Source organism: Parabacteroides sp. TM07-1AC (assembly GCF_003480915.1).
In the GTDB taxonomy this organism is placed as follows: Bacteria; Bacteroidota; Bacteroidia; order Bacteroidales; family Tannerellaceae; genus Parabacteroides; species Parabacteroides chongii.
On sequence record NZ_QUKD01000002.1, the window covers coordinates 686,581 to 713,066 of the forward strand.

The 26,486-nt window shown below is 43.2% G+C and carries 13 protein-coding genes; 1 reads left to right on the plus strand and 12 read right to left on the minus strand.

Features of this window, described 5'->3' with window-relative positions; translation table 11 throughout:
- Positions 1 to 19 precede the first annotated feature (19 nt).
- From DXD68_RS07370 to DXD68_RS07380, 3 genes are all read right to left on the minus strand, one after another.
- The gene (locus DXD68_RS07370) at positions 20 to 1,732 is read right to left on the minus strand and encodes a RagB/SusD family nutrient uptake outer membrane protein (RefSeq protein WP_122360974.1); all 1,713 of its coding nucleotides are present in this window, start codon (positions 1,730 to 1,732) and stop codon (positions 20 to 22) included.
- A gap of 11 nt (positions 1,733 to 1,743) precedes the next feature.
- Positions 1,744 to 5,016, minus strand: a complete 3,273-nt coding sequence (locus DXD68_RS07375; protein WP_122360975.1) for a TonB-dependent receptor — start codon at positions 5,014 to 5,016, stop codon at positions 1,744 to 1,746.
- A gap of 176 nt (positions 5,017 to 5,192) precedes the next feature.
- Entirely contained in the window at positions 5,193 to 6,203 is a 1,011-nt protein-coding gene (locus tag DXD68_RS07380; RefSeq protein ID WP_122360976.1) for a FecR family protein, read from the minus strand.
- Between the two features lie 199 nt (positions 6,204 to 6,402).
- On the opposite strand from DXD68_RS07380, the gene DXD68_RS07385 reads away from it, so the two are divergent.
- Positions 6,403 to 7,575, plus strand: a complete 1,173-nt coding sequence (locus tag DXD68_RS07385) for an ATP-binding protein (RefSeq protein WP_122361107.1) — start codon at positions 6,403 to 6,405, stop codon at positions 7,573 to 7,575.
- Here the strand turns inward: DXD68_RS07385 and DXD68_RS07390 are convergent.
- The 9 genes from DXD68_RS07390 to DXD68_RS07430 form a co-directional block, all read right to left on the minus strand.
- A complete protein-coding gene (locus DXD68_RS07390; protein WP_122360977.1) occupies positions 7,565 to 8,107 on the minus strand; it encodes an RNA polymerase sigma-70 factor in 543 nt (180 codons plus the stop codon). The two genes, DXD68_RS07385 and DXD68_RS07390, sit on opposite strands and share 11 nt — an antisense overlap.
- A gap of 185 nt (positions 8,108 to 8,292) precedes the next feature.
- Positions 8,293 to 10,575: a glycosyl hydrolase family 95 catalytic domain-containing protein gene (locus DXD68_RS07395; protein WP_122360978.1), complete on the minus strand. Its 2,283-nt coding sequence runs from the start codon at positions 10,573 to 10,575 to the stop codon at positions 8,293 to 8,295.
- The gene (locus DXD68_RS07400) at positions 10,572 to 12,407 is read right to left on the minus strand and encodes a right-handed parallel beta-helix repeat-containing protein (protein WP_122360979.1); all 1,836 of its coding nucleotides are present in this window, start codon (positions 12,405 to 12,407) and stop codon (positions 10,572 to 10,574) included. Before DXD68_RS07400 ends, DXD68_RS07395 begins: the two co-directional genes overlap by 4 nt.
- Positions 12,394 to 14,610 carry a glycoside hydrolase family 3 C-terminal domain-containing protein gene (locus tag DXD68_RS07405; RefSeq protein WP_122360980.1) on the minus strand — a complete coding sequence of 739 codons (2,217 nt, stop codon included), beginning with the start codon at positions 14,608 to 14,610 and terminating at the stop codon, positions 12,394 to 12,396. The genes DXD68_RS07400 and DXD68_RS07405 overlap by 14 nt, the downstream gene beginning before the upstream one ends.
- A gap of 13 nt (positions 14,611 to 14,623) precedes the next feature.
- Positions 14,624 to 17,068 (minus strand): beta-galactosidase GalA, encoded by a 2,445-nt coding sequence (galA, locus tag DXD68_RS07410; protein ID WP_122360981.1) that lies wholly within the window; start codon positions 17,066 to 17,068, stop codon positions 14,624 to 14,626.
- 29 nt (positions 17,069 to 17,097) lie between these two features.
- Positions 17,098 to 18,834, minus strand: coding sequence for a discoidin domain-containing protein (locus DXD68_RS07415; protein ID WP_122360982.1), 1,737 nt, complete (start codon positions 18,832 to 18,834; stop codon positions 17,098 to 17,100).
- A 315-nt stretch (positions 18,835 to 19,149) separates the two neighbouring features.
- Positions 19,150 to 21,429 carry a hypothetical protein gene (locus DXD68_RS07420; RefSeq protein ID WP_122360983.1) on the minus strand — a complete coding sequence of 760 codons (2,280 nt, stop codon included), beginning with the start codon at positions 21,427 to 21,429 and terminating at the stop codon, positions 19,150 to 19,152.
- An 11-nt stretch (positions 21,430 to 21,440) separates the two neighbouring features.
- Entirely contained in the window at positions 21,441 to 23,687 is a 2,247-nt protein-coding gene (locus DXD68_RS07425) for a hypothetical protein (RefSeq protein WP_233577032.1), read from the minus strand.
- 61 nt (positions 23,688 to 23,748) lie between these two features.
- Complete coding sequence (locus tag DXD68_RS07430; protein WP_122360984.1) at positions 23,749 to 26,436, minus strand: glycoside hydrolase family 38 C-terminal domain-containing protein; 2,688 nt, start codon at positions 26,434 to 26,436, stop codon at positions 23,749 to 23,751.
- Positions 26,437 to 26,486 lie beyond the last annotated feature (50 nt).

Consider the following 26,486-nt stretch of genomic DNA (forward strand, 5'->3'; position numbering starts at 1 on the left):
AGAATAGAGGCATTTAACATCAATTATAACCCGGATTTTGAACTAATCCACCTTCCTTATTCGCTTCAATTTCAGAATTAGGAACAGGTAACTTATTCAAATGATCATCCAATTTATATCCAGCCTGAATAACTTTCGGATTATATTTCATCAAATACTCAGTTAGTTTATTCAACCGCATCAACGTATTCAAACGATAATCTTCCATGTAAAGTTCACGTGCCCTTTCATCCAGGATCAAATCTATGTTCACGTCAGATGCTGTAACCGGAGTTGCTTTTGCACGATTCCGGATAACATTAATATCAGCGGCTGCCGCATTCAAATCACCTGCATTCATATAAGCTTCCGCACGCAAAAGATACGTTTCAGCCAAACGCATAATATACCAATCTTTATAAGTACGACCATTGTCATGCGTTTCTCCACTTTGAGAATCTTTGAACTGACCATGATGTTGTGCCGTAACGACTTTCATAAAAGTAGGCTGAGTGATACGGAACAATTCTTCTTTATTCCCCAACGTTTCTTCCGACATTTTCTGTCCATAAAAACGGCCATTCGGGTTTGTCCAGTAATACTCACGTTTCATATTATACTTTGAGTTACGCATATCACGATCCCAATCATCTTTATACTGCCATATCTGATTGGCGGCATAATCAGTTATAGAAATCTGGTCTACCGGACGACCACTCAAAATATCTTTCAACCAGTTTGAGTTTCCATCCGCATCTTTCAAATTCCACCACATGGTACCAATCCAACGCTCCATAACAAAATTACCACCGGAAGCACCCACGTTTCCGCCTCCTTCCAAATCCACATCAAACTGCACATTCCAGATACACTCCTTATTTCCATCGATTCTATTAAAGTTTCCTTCTCTGAACAAATCCCAAAAGACATCTCCCCATGCTTCTTTTTCTCCTTGGTAATCATATCCTTCAAAAGTAAAATCTTTAAGTTTCCCAAATCGTTCTGTCATCAATGACATAGCCGGATTGTTGATTACAGCCGTTGCCTGTTCTATTGCACCATTATAATCTTTCATGCAAATAAGAATTTCAGACAACAAATGTCTGGCAGCTACATTTGAAGCCATTCCACCTTTCTGGTCGTCAATATCTCGCATCCATTGGATAGCAAACAACAAATCATCCTTACATTGCTGATAGATTTCTTCCTGACTGGCACTCTTATAGTTAAATTGAGGTGAAGTTGTTTCTTCGAGAACAATAGGAGCCTGTCCCCACATATTACCCAAAAAACGATATGCAAAAGCACGCAAAAACTTAGCTTCCCCTACTATTGCATTCTTTTCCTCTTCCGAATTCCACTTTACAATAGAACTTTCGCTCCGATCTATAATAACATTACAGCTATAAATATAACCATACAGCCGCTGCCACCATTTTTTAGCAAATCCATTATCTGCATTTAGCGTATTCCAGTAAAAATATTCGGGATATACGTCTGTCGCAGAACGCGGACCGTTCAAATCAACATCCACACCCATCAAATCATAATTCTGCCAACTATCTGTATTTGCATAAAAATCATTCCTTATGTTCAAATAAAGGTTAGCCAAAGCAGCCTCAAAGCCTTTTCTATCCGTATAAGAATTCTCCGGAGTCAAAAAGTCTTTTGGTGTTTCATTCAACAGGTCGTTACACGAAGTCATCGATCCTGCTAAAATCAATCCTATAAATAAATTTCTTATCAGTTTCATTTTCCAATAGATTAAAAGTTAAACATTAAAGTCATTTGATATGTACGAATAGATGGGAATGCCGTAATCTTCAAACCAGAATCTGTTTCCGGATCTAAACCATCCCAATGAGGAGCAAACGTAAATAAGTTATCTGCACTCAAAGATAAACGCATATTATTAAATCCATACGGTTTCACCAATCTTGATAAATCATAACTTAAAGCAATCTTTTGCAATTTAATAAAACTACGATCTACGTATTTTGTTCCTTTATACCTTGCATTCGCTTGATAATCAGGACGTGGATACTTTGCATTCGTATTCTCCGGAGTCCAGTAATCATAGACAGTTCTATTATGTGCTGCGCTATTCACATACTCATCAGTATAAGGAGTATTGTTGCCGGAAAGGAAATATCCATTTCCACCCCAGATAGAATTAATATATACCATCAAAGAAAAATCTTTGTATGACAATGTATTCGTCAAACTCCAACGGAAGTTTTCTTTTGAAGTACCCAAGAATTGACGGTCCTTATCCGAACTAATCTTCCCGTCGCCATCCACATCTTCCAATTTATAATCACCAGGACGCATTCCTTCCATAATCGTGCCGTTGTCGACATCACTTTGCTGCCACATACCATTCACTTTATAGTTATAGATTGTGCCTAATGTTTTTCCAATAAAATATCCGGAGCTGATCAAATCATCTTCTTTTCCATCTCCATCGTTATCTTCACCATAAATAGTAGCTACTTTATTACGGTTTAAAGAGAAAGCAAAATCAGAAGTCCATGAAAAATCTTTTGTCTCTATATTAACCGAATGTAAACCGATTTCAACCCCTTTGTTTTTAATTTTACCTAAATTAGATAAAATAGAAGTTTTACCGGAAACGGATGGCAATGCAAGACTAAAAAGCAAATCTGTCGTATTGGTAAAATAAGCATCTACAGAACCGGAAAGACGGTTATTCAATACAGAAAAATCTACTCCGAAGTTAGCTCCTGTCGTCTTTTCCCATCCCAAATCATTCAATGCAAAAGATGAAATTCCTTGTGTAATTGAATAAGACGGGTCGCCTGCAAAGATATATTTATTAGTGCCCACTTTAGCCAATGTACTGTATGAATCAATAGATTGGTTACCATTTGAACCATAAGAAACGCGCAATGCCAGATTATCAATAGCCTTAACATCCTTCATAAAAGATTCATTAGTGATATTCCAATTCAAGCCTCCGGAAGCAAAAGTGGCCCATTTCCGATTGATACTAAAGGCAGAACAACCATCCCGACGCACAGTTCCGGTCAAAGAATAACGACCGTCGAAAGTATAAGTACCACGAGCCATCCAAGCAATTGCACCACTTTCACCAGCCCCCGTATTTACTGTCTGCTTTTTGCCATCTTCCAGTTTATTGTCACCCAAAACAGTATTATCAAAATTCTCTGCATAAGAAGTCATATCATCCCAAGTACGACGTTCTCTTGAGTACAGTAGAGTCACATCCACATTATGTTTTTGATTAAATGTATTGTTATATTTAATCATATTGTCCAACAACATGCTGTAGTTGTTTTCGTTCTTTCGTTCCCCCTTACCGTTTTTGCCCTGTCCTTCGGTTGTATATTCATCATAAAAGTAATTTTTCTGAGACCAACGCAAAGTATTTGAATAAACCATCTCGTATGTCAGGCCTTTCACCCAAGGTACGGTTATCTTACCATTCAGAATAGCTCCCAAAATATTGTATTTCTCCGTATCATCCGTCCTCATACTCCAAAACGGACTTTGGAAAGATGTTGTTGTTTGAGGAAACTGTAAATAACGTCCTTCTTCATCATACAAAGAAGCATAAGGGCTAAACTGGGCAGCTTTCTCCATAGACGGAGTACTTCCTGAATAATCACGAATACTATAATTGGTTTTTACCCCTACTTTCAACCAGCTTGTCAAATTACTATCAATATTGACACGGCCTGAGAAATTCTTATAGCGGTCATTCAGCACAACTCCTTTCTGATCTGTCATTGCTGCAGAGATATAATAACTTGCAAATTCCGAGCTATTAGAAACACTTACATTTGCCTTCAAATTATAAGCATTCTGACGAAACAGTTCATAAGGATCCGAAAAAGTAGGTTGATGGTCTGGTGTTGCATTATAGTTTTTCGACTCTTCTGCCTGAAGATAAAGGTCTATCTTCGCTGGATCTGCATCCAAACCATTGGCTTGACGTACATCTAAGATATGTTGTAAATAGCCAGGGGCATCATATACCTTCAAGCGTTTCAGTTCGTTACTTATACCATATGATAAATTTACATTAAATTCCGGTTTCGAAGACTTGCTTCTACCTCGTTTTGTCTGAATCAAAATAACCCCATTAGCAGAACGGCTACCATAAACAGCTGCTGCACTGGCATCTTTCAATACAGTAAAATTTTCAATATCTTCTGATGGTATATCAGCTAATGACCCGTCATAAATAGCACCATCCAATACTATCAATGGATTATTACCGCCATCACGGGTTGAATTTTGACCTCGAATGCTGAATCCGGCAACATTACCCGCTTTATTCACACCGCCTACATTCAATCCCGGAACCGAACCTTTAATCGTTTCCATAATGTTATTAGTCGGGACATCACGATATGTATCAATATCGGCTTTAGTAATAGATCCTGTAATCGCCTGTCTATTCTGCGTACCATAACCAATTACGACTACTTCATCCAAAGCCTGACTATCTTCCGACAATCTTATACTATAAACCGATTGACTTCCTACAGTTATTTCCTGCGTTTCATATCCAATATAAGAAATGAGTAGAGTAGCCCCCTGCTGTGCTTCCAGGCTAAAATTGCCATCTATATCCGTAATCGTTCCAGTCGTTGTACCCTTTACCGAGACATTTGCTCCGATAACAGCTTCACCGTTCTCATCCTTGATTGTACCAGTAATTTTCTTTGTCTGACCGCTTTGTGTGGTGCGTGGCAATTTCAAAATAATCTGTTTGCCAACAATTTCGAAAGTAACAGGTTTTCCTGCAAAGGCTTTTGTTAAAATCGTTTCCAAACTTTCCTGCTGACCTTTTACTGTGATTTTCTGATTCTGATCGACAGTCTGATCCAGCATAAAAGTATAATCCGTCTCTTTCTCTACCTGAGTAATAAATTGTTTTAATGATTTATTCGTTACCGATAAATCTAGTTTTTCGGCCTGTGCATAGACGCTATTTACTGCTCCGAATGCAACAAGCACTGGTAATAATTTCCAGTTTATTTTAAACATGTGTAATAGCTTTAAGATTATAAATTTGTTATATCTTTGCCATTGTATATCAATTATTTGTTATGCCTGCCAAAGGCATAACAACCGAATAAGTATATATACTTCAAAAGGCATGGAGATTAGGGGTCTCTGTGCCTTTTACGCATAAGGCATTATACGTTAGACAAAAAGCATCTCTATTTATATCTGATCGTCACCTCCTTCCCGTCTAATTTATACTCTATTGGGGTAATCTTATTGATCATCTCCAATAATTCCGTCAATGACTCTGTCTTAATAGTAAACCAATAAGCCCTGGAAGCATCCACATTGGATAATGTTATATCCACTCCATACCAACGTTCCAATTTCTTCCATACTTCTTCTGCAGATGCACCATCAAACTTTAAAAGATTGTGGTGCCAGCTAGCCTCTATTTCCGCATCGCACGTCTCAACATGACACAACAAACTACTTTTAGAAACAGTAGCTTCCTGATCCGGCGATAAATAAGTCAGCAACTGCTGATCTTTGGCCGATAGCAAACTTACTTTTCCTCGAAGCAATGCTACCATAATATCCTCATCGTCGGCATATGCACTGACATTAAATGCCGTACCATGTACTTTTACATCAACGGCACCGGTCTTGACTATAAAAGGATATTGCGTATCTTTTTGAACATCAAAGAAAGCCTCTCCTTCCAGATTGACAATACGATCTTGTGTACTATACTGATAGTTATAAGACAAACGCGATCCGGAATTCAGCCAGACCAGCGTACCATCAGGAAGAACAAGCTGAGTTTTCTGTCCGGGAGGTGCCATAACCACATTTTCGAACTGAGAAGCCTGCCAGGATTCTTTCTGACCATTCAATAAAAAAGAGAGTGAAAAGCCTAGAACCAACGCAATAACAGCAGCTATTGACGACACACGTATCAATAATGAACGGGAATACAATGGAACCTGCTTCACTTTATCACGAATACGTGCCTGTACCTTATTCCATACCGCTGCTTTATCCGGTATCACAAAGGCAGAGGCATCCACCTGAACTGCTTCCCATTGCAGCTTCAGCTTTTCCAGCAGAAGAGGATGTTCGGCATCTTCGTTCAACCAACGATTTACCTCTTCCAATTCTGCCTGTATGCATTGCCGGGATAAATACTTGGCTAGTAGTTCATATGGTATTTGTCGTTCGTTCATATTCCGTTTCTTTTATTAGTTGACACATAATGCCCCCTAATACCCCCAAAGGAATTTGAAATATTTTTTACTGTACCTTTCTGCAGGTAATAATCAGCAAAAACTGCACGATACACCGTGCGATTTTTCACAAAAACTGCACAATGCATCATGCAATTTATTATCTTTGTAGCGAATAAAAGCCTAAATGATAGCTAATATGCAAAACTTATACAGAAATTTTCGTCTCCAATTAGAACTGACTTCTACCGATTTCATCCGCTTCCTGCATGAAAAAATTGCCTGGGATAGCAGATTGATAGCCATTGTCGGTTCAAGAGGTGTAGGCAAGACTACGTTATTACTTCAACACATCAAAAAGTACGAGAATCCTGAAGAAGTGCTTTATGTTACCGCTGATGACTTTTATTTTACCAATCATCGGCTTTTCGATTTAGCCTACCTGTTCTATACACAAGGTGGGAAAAAACTTTTCATAGATGAAATACATAAATACAAAGGATGGTCGACAGAGATAAAAAACATCTACGACCAAATACCCGGTCTGCATGTCGTCTACACAGGGTCGTCCATTCTTGATTTGGAAAAAGGCGGTGCCGATTTAAGTCGAAGGAAAGTGGAGTACAACCTGCCCGGCCTCTCTTTCAGAGAATACATTAATCTGACTCAAGGATGGCAGTTACCTGCCTATTCCTTATCCGATATATTAGCCGGGAAAGTACTGTTCCCTTATGAAAAAGAACGTCCTCTTAAACTTTTTAAAAGTTATCTGCAAGCGGGTTATTACCCTTTTTTCACAGAGACAGAGTATCGTCTGCGATTAAGCAGTGTCGTGAAACTTATGGTGGAAACAGACATTCCTCAGTTTGCAGAAATGAATGTTGCATCGGCTTTTAAGTTGAAAAAATTACTTTATGCACTTGCCCAAAGCGTTCCATTCAAGCCTAACTACACCAAATTGGAACGTGACCTTGAAATCAGTCGGAACACACTGCCCGACTATCTGCTCTATCTGGAAAAAGCCGGACTCATAAATCTGCTTCGCGAAAAGGCCAATGGCCTGAAATTATTGGAAAAGATAGATAAAGTCTATCTTAATAATTCAGACATCGCCTACATGTTGTCCGACATGACACCAGATATTGGTAATATTCGTGAAACCGTCTTTTTCGCCTGGATGCGTGTAAGGCACTTCGTCACATCATCCCCTATAAGCGATTTTGAAATTGACGGACGTACATTCGAAGTTGGTGGGCGAAACAAAAAACAGGTACAGATAAAAAATGCAACCGAGGGATATGTGGTGAAAGATGACATAGAATATGCCTATAAAAACGAAATCCCCTTATGGATGTTTGGTTTCATTTATTAAGAAGAGATAATAATACAAGCGTCATCGCTTCGTCCGAATGGGATGCAATATATTCACGTATCTTTTTTAAGGCAATCCCCATTTGGTTCTCGACAGTTTTTACGGAAATCTCTTTTACTTGTGCTATTTCTTTGTAACTTAATTGTTCTTCCCGGCTCAGGATAAATATCTCCCGACATTTTTCAGGTAAAGACTCGACGGCAGCCTGCAGTAATTGATAAAACAACTCACGGTCTACACAATCGACCGATTCGTTCTTTTCTAATTCGATACGGGCCCATTTCTCTAATAAAACAGCGTGATTATCTTCATCACGCAAATAATTCAGCATCCGGTTACGGGCACTGTTATATAAAAAAGTCTTGATGTATTGTATTTCTTTACCTTCGTAATCCTCCCACAAACAGACAAAAACATCCTGAACCACCTCCTCTATTACCTGATAATCGCGGGTATAGTAATTCAGGAAGCGGCATATAATTTCAAAATAGTCATTATATGCATCTTTGAATGTTCTTTCATTAATGATCATGTTTGTATAGTTTCTTCATTAAATGAGGTTATTCTTTTGTTAATCTCGTATCCCTCTGTTTCGCAAAAATAACCAAATAAACAATATACCTATCAGAAATAGATAAAAAGATAAGGCTTGCAGGGACCGTTTTAAAACAGATATTAAAATAAACAGTACACCTGCAAGACTAAAAAAAATCTCAATCAATTACTAACTATAAACGAATAACTTGCACCTGGTAAGGTTTCCATATGAAATATTTCGCCTTCCAACTCTTTTTCTTCCAGTAACCGGTCTGATTGCCAAACTTTCATCCGGACTTTCTTATGCTTCCAGGGATTCAATAAACTCAAAGGTCTCCCTTGTTCACTGAATATGGCGAGGGAAGCAACCTCACCATTTTTCAATTCACCGGAAACCAGAAAAGCCCCCTCCACCCTGATCTGATGGAATGAAGCGTCTTTTTCACGTGGCCAAACCGGAAAAACGCGGACAATGTCCTGATGCCCCATACAAAGCATCTCGTTGATCGTGTTGGGAACCGTACTCCAGTTCTCTATGCCATGCGGATTATCCAACTGAAATCCGTTCGGATAAGTATGACGGGAGTAGGCATTCAGATGAACTAGAATACTGTCCGGATCATAACCTATCCGCACTGCTGCCGGAAAGAAGCTGTTACTTCCGTTGAAATCCAGCCAACGCTGCATTTCGTCGACTGTATTATGTGCAATCTTCAACATTTCCGGATCACTGTTTAAGCCGATCTGACCTGCCGGATAAATATGCTGGATACCCAACGTATTACCATCCCACCAATCCGTTCCTTTTTCCGTATAGCGAAAGACTGTTTTACCATTTCGTTCCTGCAACGGATAACCAAATATATGGTTGGTGATAAATGCCCATTGCTCTCGTTTGTCATCATCGACTCCCAGAAAAATGCTCATGTCGGATACGGTTTGCATAACCATCCGTACCAGTCCCAAAGACAGGATCGGATTCATTGTTCCAACCGTACCTTCATGGATAGCATCATTATAAATAACATAACGGTCTCCTTCAAGCGTTAAATACTTTTCCCAGAAAGCAGCAACTCCCTTTACGAACGGATAGACCTTCCGGGTATATGCCTTATCCCAGGTACGATAAAACTGCATGGACATATTGACAACCGCATACGCCGAATTGCTTTTCTGCCCCATAAAGAAACCCTCATCCTCCACCAGCTTTTCTTCGAACCAACCTTTAAAATAGGTATCCATAAAAGGAGAACGACGAGTTGTTTCGATACCTAGAGGACCAGCACCTACAGGTAACAAGATACCGTCAGGAATACCGGTTACTTTTTCAGAATAATAATTTCCGCGGGATATCAAAGCCAGCATCGGCATATAATAGGGATCGGCCTGTTCGATACGGTTGGAAGAGTATAAACCGTAATAGGGAGCCATATGATTATAATTCAAATGATAATCACCGTTCCAGTTCGGACGTTCCCGGGTAATCCAGGTACCGAAGATAGAAGGAGGAAAATCCTTATCACGACTGCAAGAAGCTGTTCCGTAAAGAGACAGATAATATTGCTTTTCTATTACCGAATCGGGGATACTGACAAAAGACTTCTGCCAATAATCTTTCCACCATTCCTGATGATGCTTTTCTACTTCTTTCAGATGGGAAGAAGAACAGTCGGAAGCACGCCCGATAACATCCGATACACAGTCATTGCTTTTAAAATTACTTGAAAAAGCACAGACCATGCGCACCGGTTTGCCCGGCTCCAGGACAAAACTTCCATCCGAAGACTGATCCATACGCAAAGCCATAGCCGCTTTGGTTGGAATATCGACAGAATCTTCAAAAGCCCGCCATAGATAGAGAACGCCTTCTTTGGTTATACCGACTTCCCGTTCATCAGGAAAGACTCGTTCCAATGGCGGTTTATTTATGATTTCTTTCTCTCCGGGCAAAGACAGGTTTACATGACCTTCTATACTGCCTTCTCCATCCATTTCCAGTTCGACAACCAACAAATCTTCAGTAGCCGACACATATGTTTTATAGGATACAGACTGATTATCTTTTGTAAACCGGGCAGTCGTAGTAGCATCATATAACTGTTGTTCCACCAGATAAGAAGCTCCTTCCAAAGCCGGTATCGACAACTCTATTTTGCCCAGTACCAAGGGATAGGATTCATCTAAAGCCGACTTCAACCGCCAGAAATCGTTTCTGGCTACGTAAAAGGTCTGTGCTTCGGGAGGCCCCGCCAGTGCGACACCAGTAAAGCCATTCCCCAGCAAAGGCGCATCTACCGAATTACGGTTAGGAATCCGTTTCGGAGGTTCGGTAAAACGAACCGTATGTTTCCGGATAATCGCCTCCGATTGTTGTTCAGGACTATTTTGATCATTGCATGAGAATAAAAACAGACTCAATGCAGATAGCCCCAACATCATCAACAAATTATTCTTTCTTCTCATTTCTCAAGTGTTATATCTTTAGAAAACTTCACATGTTTCCTTTTCATATTTTCCAGATGTAAACCGGAAGATAAAACGTCTCCCTCCCAGGTAGTTCCTTCGATAACCACCTTACTGCAACCATTCAGGAAAAACGCCTGTTTGTTGGAGGATTTCGGCTGTAAATCATGTGTCCGGATGATCGTATTATTCTTAAACACCAGCCCCTGCGTACTTTTGGCATAAAGAACCGGATAATCAAACACCCGAAATTCATTTTCTTCTATACGCACGTTTTTATGAACAGGCCGGTCCGGATCAATCAGTGTATTCGACGGGTTCAGTGCAATAACGGCATTACCAGGACCTCCCTGATAAGCACAATCTATAAAAGTATTTTTCCGGATCAAAATGTCACAGACAGGTCCCGACTCAAACCAGCCTTCCGCATCTCCCTCTATCAGGATGGCACTCATTCCTGTCTTTTCAAAAATATTATTTTCAATAACAGCTTTACGAGGAGTCGTGATCAATAATCCCCGTGTACAAGTACGCGTAAAGTAACAGTTACGTATCTCGACCTCCGGTGTACAGGTCATGTTTTCTATACAATCCAATCCCAATTCCATATCGGCCGGAACCGGTTTGTCCAAACGCAACAGAACCTCTCTGTCCGAAATCCTTTTCACTTCCGACACGCTGGAACGCTGATAACGTTCCATACGTTTAGCCCTGACAAAAGCAACCTCGTCTCCTTCATGAAAAGCGTTGAAACCGTAACTCTGCCCATGCATAAAACGAAGTTTCAACGTATTGGCATCCAGCTTTTCCATGATCCTCAAATTGGTTCCATGTATATTGATCGGATCGTCATGCGCTCCCTCATAACGGCAGTCCGAAATGTTTATCTTTCCGCTACATCCGGAGAAATGCATCATATCGGCAGATGCCGCAAGGATTCTGCCACTGCCATCCGGAGGAACACAATTCACATGATCCATGGTTATATTATTCACAAACTGACTAACGATACCTAAACCATGCATATAATGCATATTCACATGCTGCAAAACGATATCGCTGCTCTCCAGAATGAACATTCCGACCTGGTCGCGAATCACATCACGGGCTGTTAATATATTTCCTTCTTTGGGATGAAAATCAGAAGGAGTTGAGAAACTGACAACTCCATGGGATAGTTCTTTAGCCTTTGATTTGGATAAGACATTCCAGCCATTCGTATAAACAGATGTTTTCTTTTCCACATCATATTCATTGCAATGGATACGATTCGACTTCCATCCTTCACCAAACAGATTAATATAACCGTCCACTATCTCATACCATGAATCCGGATGTAAAGTAACGACAGTCTCTCCCGTAGTAGCCCGGGTATATTGAATCTCAGATGCAGTCGGACGCTGAAAGTTCGTACTGATATTCCGTATCTGAATATTCTTACAATGATCCAGTACCATTGTAATCATTTTCCCATGATACATCAACATGGAACCATTCCCCTCAATAATCAGATTTTCCATGTCCTTAAAAAGCAATCCTATCGTTTTTACTTTTGAAGGACATTCCTCTTCCGTCGATGTATTAGAGATGAAATATTCGGCACGAATAGCTCCTTCCGGCCAGATATCATAGCGTCCTTTCGGAAAACTCAATACCTTTGCACCTGTTTGTTTACAGGCTTTTATGGCTTCCTGCAAACCTGTTACAGCATTCTCATAGGTATTGGGCTGTACGCCAAAATCCGAAACATAAACAGTGTCTATTCTGTTTGCCCCTGCATGAGCGGCAAACAGAATAAAACACACTAATAAAAAATATTTAGTATACAACATACGGTTCTCCCTCCATTTTTAAATTACCAAAACTACCTTCCGACTTATACGGCTGGCCACCACCGATATACAATTCCACCTCTCCGGCTTTCTGCACCAAATTGCCTTTGTCATCTACCAATGCCAACTCTTCCGGAGAAAGCGTAAAAGTAACTGTCTGACTTTCGCCTTTATTCAGATGAATACGTTTGAAGCCTTTCAAGGCACGTAGCGGGACACGCGTATTTCCGTTCTGAGGATGAGAGACATATAACTGAACGACTTCATCACCATCCCGTTTGCCGATATTGGTCACTGTTGTCGTCACCTTGATGCTTTCGCCGGTTTTTACAACGGAAGCATTCGACAACGGCTGATAAGCAAATGTAGTATAGCTCAAGCCATAACCGAACGGATAACGGACATCGCCTTTAAAATAACGATACGTACGGTTCGCCATCGAATAATCTTCGAAATCCGGAAGATCTTCATCATTCATATAGGTAGTCAACGGCATACGGCCAGCCGGATTATAGTCGCCGAAAAGGACATCGGTGATAGCATCACCGGCAGCTTGTCCCCCATACCAGGCCTGAAGGATAGCATCCGCATTGCGGCTCTCCCAGTCGAAACTCATAACGGAACCGGACATATTAACCAGAATCAACGGACGGCCTGTCTTCTTCAACTCTTTCATCAATTCTGTCTGCACAGCTGGCAACTTCATTGTGGTACGGTCACCGCTGGCAAAACCACCGTAACCGGCAGCTCCGGCATCACCGGCCTCTCCTTCATAGTCGGCGCTGATACCGCCAACGAAGATGATAATGTCTGCTTTCTTAGCCTGGGCAGCCACCTGGGCAAAAGAGGGAGCACCTTCCAGTTTCTGAACGATACCGACACCTGTCAGCGTATCGATCTGAATCGTATTACCAAAACGTTTCTTCAAACTCTTATACGGAGTGATGATTTCGCTCGGAACACCGAAATAGTTGGCTAACAGCGTGCTGCCATTATCCATATTCGGACCGATTAAAGCAATACGTTTGATCTTCTTCGGGTTTAAAGGAAGTATATTCTTATGGTTCTTCAACAAGACCATCGACTCCTGTGCCATTTTATAAGCATGAGCTTTATGCGCATCACACTCGATCACTTCACGACCAATTGTAGAATATGGTACACGGTCAGCCGGATCATACATACCCAACTTAAACTGGATTTCAAACAAACGAGCCAAAGAAACATTGATTTCTTTCTCCGAGATAATACCGCGCTCTACTCCCTGTTGCAACTTCTGATACAAATCACCACACTCCAAGTCGGTACCAGCCAAAACTGCATCTGCTACTGCTTCCGTATCATTGCTATGTGTTTTGTGATACTTCGCAAAGTCACTTACCGCCCAGCAATCGGATGTCACATACCCATCAAACTTCCACTGATTGCGCAGAATATCCTGCAACAACTCATTATGTCCACAACAGGGTTGCCCCTCCAAGCGATTGTAGGCACACATCACACCATGCACTTTCGCCTTAGTCACCAACTCACGGAAAGCCGGTAGATACGTATCCCATAAATCATATAAAGAAACATGCGCATCATACGAGTGACGATTGCCTTCCGGTCCGCTATGTACGGCATAATGCTTGGCACAGGCTACTGCTTTCAGATAATGAGAATCACTACCTTCCAGGCCACGGACAATAGCCGATCCCATCTTACCTGTCAGATAAGGGTCTTCGCCGTAACACTCCTGCCCACGTCCCCAACGAGGATCACGGAAGATATTGATATTCGGTGTCCAATAGGTCAGTCCGCGGTAAATACTACCGGTCTTTCCTGCTTTCAAATCTTCGTTAAAGAGGGCACGGCCTTCCGATGAGGTCATATCCCCCATCAGTTGCAAAGCTTCCGTGTCGAAGGTGGCAGCCATACCGATCGCCTGCGGGAAAACAGTCACCTTTTCTTGTGTACGAGCTACACCGTGAAGTGCTTCATTCCACCAGTTATAAGCCGGTATGCCTAAACGGGGAACTGCCGGAGCGGCATGTTTCATCAACTGAACTTTTTCTTCCAGAGTAAGACGGGAAATAATATCCTGCACACGTTCATCCAATGGAAGATCCGGATTCCGGAACGGATACTCATACGTCTGTGCAACCAGGCCGTTCAAAGAGACAACAGCCAGTAAAACGATACTTTTCAGTTTGTTTTTCATGTGATTATCTATTTTATTTTGTTACTTCGACAATGATTTTACTCTCTTTCAGTCCTTCCGATACGACTGTCAGTTCGATAGGCTGTCCGGAACGGTCGCTGGTAACAAGTACCTGGGCGTAACCGTTAAAAGCATTCCGGTGTACATCGCTGCCTTCGGGGAAGACATCCGGTTCCTGACTACAAGGATTACCATTACCCACTCCCAATATCTTGCCGTTGCGGACATCGAAATGAATACTGTTGTCAGCAATCGGCACTACACGTCCTTTGGCATCCAACACTTTTACGGTTACGATTGCCACGTCATTGCCATCACCCTGAATAGAAGAACCGTTCTCACTGACCAGTTGCAGGGAAGCCGGCTTTCCGGTAGTTTCTACCAACTCCGTATATTTCTTTCCGTCCTTCTTTCCTTTAGCCAACAGCTTACCCGGAGTGTATTTAACACGCCAGGCAGGAATATCGAACTTTTCAACCGTCTTTTTACCCAAGCTCTTACCGTTCAGGAACAGTTCCACCTCATCCATATTAGTATACAAATGTACATCGACCGAATCGGTACCGATTCCATTCCAATGAGGAAGCACGTGTAACACCGGTTCTTCCGTCCACCAGGCTTTATAATACCAAAAAGCATCTTTCGGGAAACCGCAATAATCCAGAATACCGAAATGAGACACTACACCCGGCCAGAAATGCAACTGCGCCTCGCCTCCATAATCGAAACCGGTCCAAACGAAAGCACCGGCGACAAACTTGCGTGCATCGACATAACGCATCCATTCTTGTGCACGTGCTCCCCATCCCGGACAGTCACGATCATAAGCCTGATGGAAACCTTTCTTTGCATCCGTCTGATAAATACCACGCGTCATCACCGTACTCGCCTCTTCAGTGAAGATACAGGGCAGGTTCGGAAACTTTTCATGTATGGCATCGATATTACCTATTTTATAATAATTAGAACCCTGTACATCTACGGCATAGGTAAAACCTTCACCCCAACTACCGTTCATGGCAGCCGTGCACGGGCGGGTAGGATCCAGTTTACGCTGAACGGCTTTCATGCGCTCAACAATCATACGCCCCTTCTCCGTTCCCTGTATCGCAGGTTCTTCGTTACCCAAACACCAAATGATAACAGACGGATGATTCCTGTCGCGACGAATGATCGTTTCCAACTGGCTCAGACCTTCTTTACTGGAGCTCAATACACGCAGTTCATCCATGAACAACATACCTAATGTGTCACAAGCATTCAACACTGCCGTTGTCGGGGGATTGTGGGAAGCACGATATGCATTTACCCCGTATTCTTTCAAGCGGGCCACCCTCCAGGCATTCAGCTGGTCAGGAACAGCAATCCCTACGCCGGCATGATCTTGGTGGCAGCATACCCCCTGAATCTGCACACGTTCGCCATTAAGGAAAAAACCTTCGTTGGCATCGAAACGAATATCACGGATACCGAAAGAGGTATCGTAACTGTCTACGACTTTCCCATCTGCAACAATATCCGTATGTAATGTATAAAGAGTAGGAATCTTCAATGACCATAAACAGGCATCCGGTACATTCATCAATGTCTCGACTTCTTCCGTCTCCAATGATTTCACGGAAACCTTTGCGTCTGCACTGGCTATCTCTTTACCCTGATTGTCTACTATAATATTCCTTACAATGACACTCGATGTATTTCCACTCTGGTTAGTAACTTCCACCTGAGCCTTCACACGGGCTTCTTTCTTCTGCAGATCCACTTCACTGGTAACGAATGTTCCCCATTGCGGAATATGCACGGGAGCCGTGCGATGAAGCCATACATTGCGGTAGATACCGGCACCTTCGTACGACCATAATTCGGAATGAGTAGCGTCTACACGGACGGATATCACATTTTCAGCATCCTTCTCATAATTCAGGCATTCCGTTACATCGAATACCAAAGGCACATAGCCGCTCTCGCCACGTCCCAAATAGACTCCGTTCATCCATACCTGTGCATCACGGAAGATACCCTCAAACTCCAGCGTATACCGGTCCCCTTTTACCAATTCGGGAGTAAACTGTTTCCGATACCAGCCCACGCTGTTTTCGGGTGCACGTCCGCCCAGCTTACGATATCCTTTCATCTTGAATTGCTCCTGGCTATATCCCAAAGCCATTCCCCAATCATGAGGCACAGAGATCTTCTCCCATGCGCTGTCATCAAACTTCTGCGTATGAGGAATGGCCAAACGTGATTCCTGGTCTGCATCCAGCATAGTCGACTCCTGCAAAAAGGCAATCTTAGAGAACGACAATGCCTGTCCGTAATTAAAATCCTTTTCCGGATTAGCCGCATGTCCTTTGGCAAAAAGCCAATCTTGGTTTAATAATACTTTCTCGCGTTGCGACTGCGCCCCCATCCAAAGGGAAGGGAGTAGTAGCATGACTGTAAAAATCAATCTTTTCATTCCTCTATCTATTGTTTTCTATTTTGTCATTATTGGCAAACTTCTATCTGCGACGTTTGAGTAACGCCATTCTCATTATAAGTATCTATGGTAAAATAATAAGTTACACCCTGATTCAAGCTTCCGATTTCCAGGGCAGTATCTCCCATTACCTGGAAATTGTTATACAGTTTGTCTTTCGCCACACCATAACGGACAATATACCCTTGAGCATGCGGCACTTCATTCCAACTCAAACGGACCTTACACGGATCGGTAAGATCCCGTTCCACTGTAAAGCCATTCACTGCACGCGGCTTACTGCCCAGACCGTTACCGAAGATTCTCAGATCACGGACGGACAGATTCGACGATACTGTATATTCTTTATTCTGCAATTTGATATACCGAGCCTTAAACGGAGCCTCAAATTCGATATAGTCATGAGGAGTATCAGTCTTTTTAGTACTGTAATCCACTACCGGATACCAGTCTTCGCCATTGGCAGAAGCAGAGATTAGATAACTTTGGTAAACATTCGGAACAAAGCCTCGCTGATTCGCTCCGTATTCGTCGAAATTCACCTGTATGGCCTGAATGGAAGAGAGTTTCTGCAAATCGACCTGTAGCCATTCGTCTGCTTTATTCGATGCGGCAACCCATGCCGTACGGGAATCTTCATCCACCGTATTCTCTGCCGGATAACCATCCAGTGAAGAAGAGACTGTGACCGGTTTCTTATAGGAAAGCAACATCCAATCGGGTTGATAGTTTCCGGCAGTCTGCTCTTTGCCTCCGGGCAGATACATCGGATAATCTCCTAAATAGGTATTCGTATATAGGTAACCATCCTTATCGAAACCGGCAGGGAAGAAAGAAACTCTCCGTTCAAACATGTGACGGACGGAAATCGAGTTGGTTGCCGCTTTCCAATAGTTTTCGTTACCGACCGTAAACATACAGCCATGTCCGGCACCACCGATAAATCCGGTCGGTTTATAAGAGACCGGACTGTTTTCCATATAGGTAAACGGACCGGTAGGAGATGCGCTGACATACACACCGTCCGCATACGACTTCCATTCGGTTCCCGGACCGGCATATTGTAAATAATACTTACCTTGATGAGCCGTCATCCAGGCTCCTTCGATATAAGGACGACGGGGCAGTTCGTTCAATTCTCCCGTTCGTTCCCAGCCATGATTTTCCTTATCACTGTTAAAGCAAGTGATCACTTCTGTTTTTGCTTCCAATGTATTCAGATCCAGTACCTGCATATAGATCGGATCGACAGGCGAACAGCCATAGTACATATACAAATTATCCCCTTCTACATAAAAAGCAGGGTCCCAAAAAGACCAGATTTCCTTCACCGACTCCCACTCTCCTTTTTCCGGAGCGGATGAACGGTACAACATTCCTTTCCCATGCGTGGACCCCACATAGTAGAGGTAGTCATTATGTATAAAAAGACCCGGTGCATAATCTTCGATAGGCAATACACTGTCGGTTATAAAAACATGTTTCCAGTCAGTAAAATCATCAGAATACCAGTAACCCGATGACTTGGATGCAAACAGATAATGTTTCTCTTTGAAGGTTACTACAACCGGATCGGCAGCTTCCCGAATCCCCTCGCCTCCATCTATTTTCATGAACCGGTAATTGAGGTTCACCGGATTACAAAACGTTTTCGGAGACTGGGCTATTTTAGCTTCGATCAGGTGAGAGTCCTGGCAACTTACCAAAAGAGGTACAGCCAGCAAGGTTAGCAATAACTTTTTCATACTTCTTGTATTTATCACATATAAAGATTGAGTTTTTCAGGTATTTACGGAAACAAATATACAGATTAGCAAGTAGATATACAACAAAAATAACAACATTTACTGTCTTACAAACAATATCTATATATAATCATCCTTCATACAATAAGCTCGCATACTTTACAGTACCACGGAAAACTCCTGACGACAGATATCCATAAGATATCAGGATGCCTATATCATTAAAAGTAGCACTATAGCACCAGGGTATATAGCACTACTATGCTAGCTCCCTTGGTACTATAGTGCTATACCACCCAGCACTATTGTGCTATTTTAATATCCTTCCGCTCTTCGTAAAACAAACGATTCTACCTTATCGCCATTGGCAAGACGGTACAAGGTCCAGCTGTTTCCATCTTCACAAGCCTCCAGCCTCCAGTCGTAGGACGGATCCCTGAGAAGTTTCTTCAACTGTCGGGAGAAGGCATTCGCCCGGCGGGCATCTTCCCAGGTACGGATGGCTTTGAATATCTCGTCTTTCTGCGGACAACTTTCTACATCTTCCTGGTTAATTGCCAGGAAATAGGTTGCACCGTATCCGACTGAGATGGCCTGCACATGTTCATATTGTTCTACAGTTGAAGTATCTTTGATAGCAAAATTACCACCGAACGAAACCGGATAATAATTCGAATAGGTCACATCGCGCAAGTCTTTTCCCTGACTAGTCGCACTTCCCCATTCACGGGTGTCGATATCATACAGGTTACGTCCGCCGCCCACATTCCATACACTCTGGTAATGCCAGGAGCCTTCCGACAAGGTAGCACCAGAGAAACGGATATAGGGAACATCCAGTTCTTTGGCTCTTTCAAATAGTTTGCGAAAAAAACGTTTGGCAGAATAATAGCCATGACCGTTGTTGAACAGAAATTCCTGTCCGTCGAAATCATAAAGAGTCAGACCGCTATGGGCAGCCACCTCTGCATAATATTCGGCAATCTCATCCTGAAGGGCCAGGTTCGGGATCAATCCGTCGTAACCGTAATTGATGGTCACCTGCAATTTATAGACAGGCTCATTGGCTTCATGACTAGCGGCCTGCGTTCCCCAATAGCCACGAGTTACATGCTGTAATGTATAAGGAGCTGTTTCGGAAACTCCCAGATAATGGATCAGTTCCTTTCCGATTTTCAGAATATTCAGGTCTTTGCAATGACCTTCCCAACTGGCTATTTCTTCCAGGTATTTCGGATCATCGACTACTATCAGCGTATCCTGGGCAGTGATACTTTTCATCAACGTGCGTTTCTGTTGATAACATAGGCTGTCGCTGGGGACAGGGCTGGCATCCTTAGTACCTGGTGCCAGTGAGTTGGTAATGCAGACACGACCTAACATCAAACCTTCGGCGGCAGCCAGGTCGGCAAACTCACGATGTGATTTATTTCCTGAATTAAAACGGAAAGGCTTCTTTGTTTGAGCTTTTCCGTCCAGATACCCTTCGTTGGCACGGTCGGGACGCAAAAATCCCTGATCGTATGCATGGATGGCAGGGAAGCCCAAACGGGCGGTATACGAAATAATGCTGTCGTAACGGTTACCGCTGGTCATTACATCCGGACTAAAGGCAGCCGGGTCTTTGATCCATTTTCCTTTTACGGTCGGATAAGGCAATCCTTCCGAGAGGACAATATTTTGAATGACATCCAACAGCGCCGTACTGTCCGGACTACCCCATAAAGCGACGGAAGAACCGATAAAATCGACATCCGGTATAGGTTCCACATCGATATGGTTCGGAATGTTTGCCGGCATATTCGGGATTAGGGAATAAAAGACCTGGCGCGGTTTGCTGCGGTCCCTCGACTGATAATTCAGATAAATGCGTCCCAGGCTATCCACCAAAGCCGCATTTCCGTACATGATCCGGTAATAAGGTTCCTTATTGGCATAGAAAGCGACATCGCTGACGCCATCACCACCCAGAGTAAATATTTGTCCTTCATGCAAACTGTCAGGCAACGGGTAGCGTTCTTTATCGGGCGTGTGAATGATGTATTGGAAAGGGGCGGCATCTCCTTCAATATCAGGTGTACCACCTAATGTATTGTCATCGAGGGCGAGCACGCCGATACTGTAATTCACGACATCGCTGGTATCGCGAGCAACACCGATAATTTCACCTAACAGGTTGGTGATGTTGGTATAGTAGCTTCCCCATTGAATCGCATCGATACCGTTTCTTGGCTCCAGGCTATTCAATGTCAGTTTAAAATATTTACCACTGGGTTGCAATGAGACTTCAGCCACAGAACCGTTCGGATATTCCAACGTAAAACAATGAGTTGCGTCATTGAAAACGGCACTTTGCGGTGTGTAAAACACCCTTTTCTCAGAATCGTATAACGACATCAACGGAGAGGGTTTATCAGCTGGACTGAACTCGCGGGCAGGGGAAACAGTCGTATTCTTCATACTGGTAATATACCCCTTGTCATTCACACCGATACTGAAATAGTCGGTATTGAAATCCCAGGTCTTCTCAGTTGTACAACTGAAAAGAAGTAAAGAAGCGGCACATAATGAAAGGACTTTCTTATATTCTATCATAAGAGTTGTTATTAATTTGTTTTTAGTTTATAGGTTACAGACTTACCCGCCTTTACCGTCACCTTATCATTCCATCCGAGGAAGGCATTGTCGCCCAGCGGACAGGATGCTTCTTCTGCATTCTCTGCTAAGAGGGTGACAGTTGCATCGTAAGCGGTCGGGTTCGTAATTTGCAGAACTAATTGCTTCTTGTTCTGTTTGATTATTTTCGCTTCTACATGATCAAAAACATAGAGGGAGCCGAGGTCTGTCCGAACATAAATACCCGGAATCTCCAATGCCATCATGGCACCGTTTGTTTCATTCCAGCCGGTCTTACCACCGTCTCCGCGAGAGCCACGGCTATCGGCATCACAATAAGTAAGACGTTCTGTAATCTTTCCGTTGGGTTGTATGCCTTCTGCATGGGCATGGATTACGTCACGGAGTAATTCTGCATAAGAAACATCGCCGGTAGAACGGTATAGTTTGAACAAGGCATCTCCGGACTGCGTACAAAAGCCCGGAGCACCGTGCTTATTCTGTGTACTTGCCCAAACGGCACCGGTCAGATTGGCTCCCAGTTTTGCCAGCGGAGTATCTTCCGGCAGACGGTAAGGGAAAGATACGGTCCAGGTGGCACATAGATTGGCCAGGTCGGCCGATTGTTTCAGATATTGTTCTTTCCCCGTCACTTCATAAAGTGTCATTAAAGAAGTAAGCAGAGCAACCGCCGTTTCGGAGTCTGCATTTTGAAGGATATCTCCGCAACCACCGGAGGTAAAGCCGACTAAAGCAAAATTATCGTAATAATCCGCAGCAGCTTCGCAGGCAACTTCCAGGTAAGAGGGATTCTTATAATATTCGGAAGCCAGGGCCAATCCGGCTACCGCCATTGCTCCGCTTGTCGTATTGTATACAGCTACGTCGCCTGTTTCCACATTCAGATAATTCCCCCATGTTCCCTCTTTTTTCCAGGTATTGACAAAAGCATCTGCCAACAGACGCACATTCGTTTCCCAACCGGCATCGATAACAGAAGCTTTCCCCTGTTCCTTCAATAACATAAATTGTTTGACCATCCAGTAAAGTACATCGCCGTTTTTACGGGTCAGACCGATTCCCGGATTGTTGACAGCCGCATCACGGTATAAGACTTTTCCGTCCGATCCGAGAACATCATAATAGTAACCGCTTTTCCCTTTGGCACGCGGCAGTCCGAAGTCGAACGTATTTTTCACTTTCCGTAAATGCTCCTCATCGCCTAAAGCCAGCATCGGATAGGTATTCATCAGACCGCCAATCCAACCGTAAGAGATCCAGTCGGCATTCTCCGGACAATAATATTCCCACTGGTCACCGACATGATAACGGTCGTCGATATTCCGTACCATCCGTGTCAGCACCTCACTCATCGGCATCAGATTACGGGGAGCTTCCCCGGCAGTATGTAGCTTACGATCTTTCATAAAGCGCGCCAGTAATTCCGGAACATCTTCACAGGGAAAAGTGATCTCGGTAACCCGTATAACGATTTTATCTCCCTTCTTCACCTGTATTCCCCGGTCAGGACTTTTACTGAAACCGATAAATTCCGGTTTACGTTCCCGTACCCCCGGAGCACTGATAACAAAAGAGGCGATACTGCGATCAGGTGTTTCTTCAACGATCAGGGCATGATCCAATAGTTGCTTATTCCATTCGATACCTTGGTCGGTCAATAAAATCGTCCCGGACTTCTTCCCCCGTTCCAGCATCGTCATGGCAGGAGTCGCCGCATTACTGACATTGACCTCCAAACGGGAGGAAGCTCCGAACTCAGGAGAAAGCTGCGGAATCGGATTGGAAGTCAACGCCAGATCCTTCCGGTTATAATCTGTCTTATCGAGCCCCGTAGCATACGAGCGATTGACAATACGTTGCCTGTTACCGTTATAAACGGAAGAAGGGATCATCACATAGTTATCGCTTGTCCAGCCATACCGGTCGAATGCCACTGCCACGCCGGCATCTTTCATATCCTGTCTGGCTGTGAAAGAAAAAGTATATAGTTTGCCACCATTAGCCATTGTCTGTTCGGTCCGTACCTCCCAGGCAGAAGACGAATTGATCTCTTTACACTGCTTTAACTCGGCTTCATTGTAAGAACATTCCAGCAAACGGATATTTTTAGTTACATCCTTCACTGCCGGTAACCAGCTTCCTTTCTCTGAAAGCTGCGGAATTTTCTTATCAGCATGAACCTTCCTCCCGGAAGGTTCTGCCAACAAGTTCTGCATAAAAGCAGAGCATACAAAAAAACTAATACATATAAAAACACACTTATTGAATTTCATTTGCTTATTTCTCCAGAATTAATGATAAAGGCTGGTAGGCCTTCAAGTTAATAGTTATTTTATTTTGCTTCACAGGAAAGGCTTTTCCCTGACGCTCTCCACGTAAATTACAATACTGGGCCGTACGATAACCACAGTCAGGTAATGTGATCACACATTCACCCGCATCCCCGGCCTGTTCCCAGACACGCAGAACGTCTCCGTCTCCGTCCGTATTGGCTCCGAAGGCTGTAACCAGAACACCTTTCTTCGACAACTGTATTCCTTCTGCCGACACAGGTAGTTCGCCACCTTTTCCTTCCCGGTAAACAGCCATAAGAGGCACACGGGTTTCTTCTGTCGGAGTAATCAGTGAAGGCTCATTTTTATATTCATCGACCGACCATAGATAAACCTTCGCCGACAAGGCACCTTCCACCCACTCTGTAAAGTTTGTTCCCCACTGGGTATTGAATAGATTGACAAACACATTCGGTCTTTGAGGAATAAAGTCACCGGTAAAACGATACAACCCTGGGCGATCCAGGCTGACTGCCGGAGCATTCGGAGTATTCAATCCGAATCCCTTCCCTTTCAGGTCGACAACAGCCATACCTGTATTCAGAAAATAATAATCATGATTAGAGCGCTTTATAAAATCCGTAGCCGGATTAACGACAGCCCCCGTACGTCCTAAATGAAAAGTCGGCTGAGAGACATTGAAAGGAAATGCCAGCCATCCGCCTTCCGGCTGCATATCGGCCCGCTTACCCTGCATACCCCAACAGATTTCCAGGTAAGGAGAATCTTCATAAAGCGTATAGGTCAAAGTATAATCTTCACCACGACCGGTACGGCAGAAGGCTGTGGCTTCCACCGAGTGTGCAGTTTGATTATAAACAATCCGTAAAGCTTTACCTTTAACCATTTCATACTTTAAAGCCGGATCGACCGGACGTCCCATCTCCTGATCTGCCCAACCGTGATGACCCGGTTTAACGTATGCCTTGTTATATCGTTCGATCTCTTCATTACCAAACTTCTCATGAATAAACTCACCAAAGCTGTATTCATTGCTGGTATCGACCATCTCCTGCTGCCGTTTCTTATCCCAAACAGACAACAGAGCACCGTTTTCCGATGAAATAACGACTTTGAAATAGGGATTCTCAATCACATTTTCCACCTGATCGACACGAATGGCATGAGCCTTTTCCGAAACAGGCTCGGTTATCACCGAATATGTTTTATATCCCAAAGTAGGTACATCATGAGCGGTAAATGAAAGATAGTTACCCTCATTATAAGCAGGAATGACCTTGCCGGTCTGTTCGTCTTTCAATCCATAAACAGTGAATTTCTTCTGATACACATCCATAAACAAAGAAACGACACCCGAACGTTTCCAGGGTAACGGGTTATATACCACCACCTTCTGCCCATCCCCTTCTACGGCATTGGCCAGATTACGCATGTCTTTACGTAAAGAGGGGATAAGATATTGTTTCGACCGATGTACACGGTTAGCCTTTTCATTCCATGATTCTTCAATAAAATCATAAGCACCTTTCGCACGATCTATTACAAACGGATCGCCATATTTCCAGAAAGCCTGATGACCGTGACTGATTGCCAGTCCGAAAGTATGTTCGTCAAATAATACCGACTGTTCGATAGCTTTGTCGACATACGGTTTCACAGGTTCCGCTTTCACGTTCCAGCCTTTCAGCAATGTGTTCAAGGTCTCTTCATTATAGATCAGACGCTGCATCGATTTATTGATCTTCACCTCTTTGGGCATTGACATATAACCATGAATCCAGGTGTCGGGCATATCTCCGCGTACCACAGGAATAGAAGGATTTTCTTTCATCAATGTATCGTAAAAATCTTCCAGTTGTCCTATCCTTACCCTGGCTCCCGGTACTTTCTTACGGGCTTCTTCCAATACAGCCGCAACCTCTTCCGGTTTCGGAGCTCCAGTATTTTCATGTGTATGGATCATGGCTAACCATGTTTTATGTTTCCACCCTTCAGGCGGCAAAACACCTGATCCATAATATTCAGCCCAGTTAAATGTCAGTAACCGGGAGCCGTCAGGACCTTCCCACCAAAATAATGTCGGAAGTTCCGGAGAAACTGACCCCGGATTACATCCGATATGTAAAATCTTTACTCCTGCCTGTGTCAGCAACGTCGGTAAAATCCAGGAATGACTGGGAACGTCAGTCAATTTAGCACCTCTTGTCAGCGGATGTCCATACGTCCGGTTGATCTGAGAAGAATAAGACATTCCGCGAACCAGCGTTTCCAGGTCGCTCGACTCCGTTTCATAAGTAAAAGGAAGAGCATGCACCCTGAAACGTCCATCTTTCAGGGCTGTCTCAATACCCGGCTTCCGGTCTGCCGATACATTGTCCAGTATATATTTCATAGGCCATCCGGGGAGTGTCCACACAAACTGTTGTTCCGGTGGTAACTTACTCGTTACATCCACCGAATGCAAGGTTTCATCCATCATGGAAGTGGCATATTTCTGCAATATAGATTCCGACCAGTCTGTATATCCAATATCAAAATGCATTTTAAATACAATTATGATATCTTCTACCGATGTCTTTTCAGAACCTTTATCAACATCTATCGCAGCTATCTGTGCGTTCGACCGGGATATAAATAGTACCAGTACGATAAAAAGCAAAATTCGTTTCATATAAGTGTAAGTATAATGTGATGCAAAAATAGGAGGAATAGCATATAATC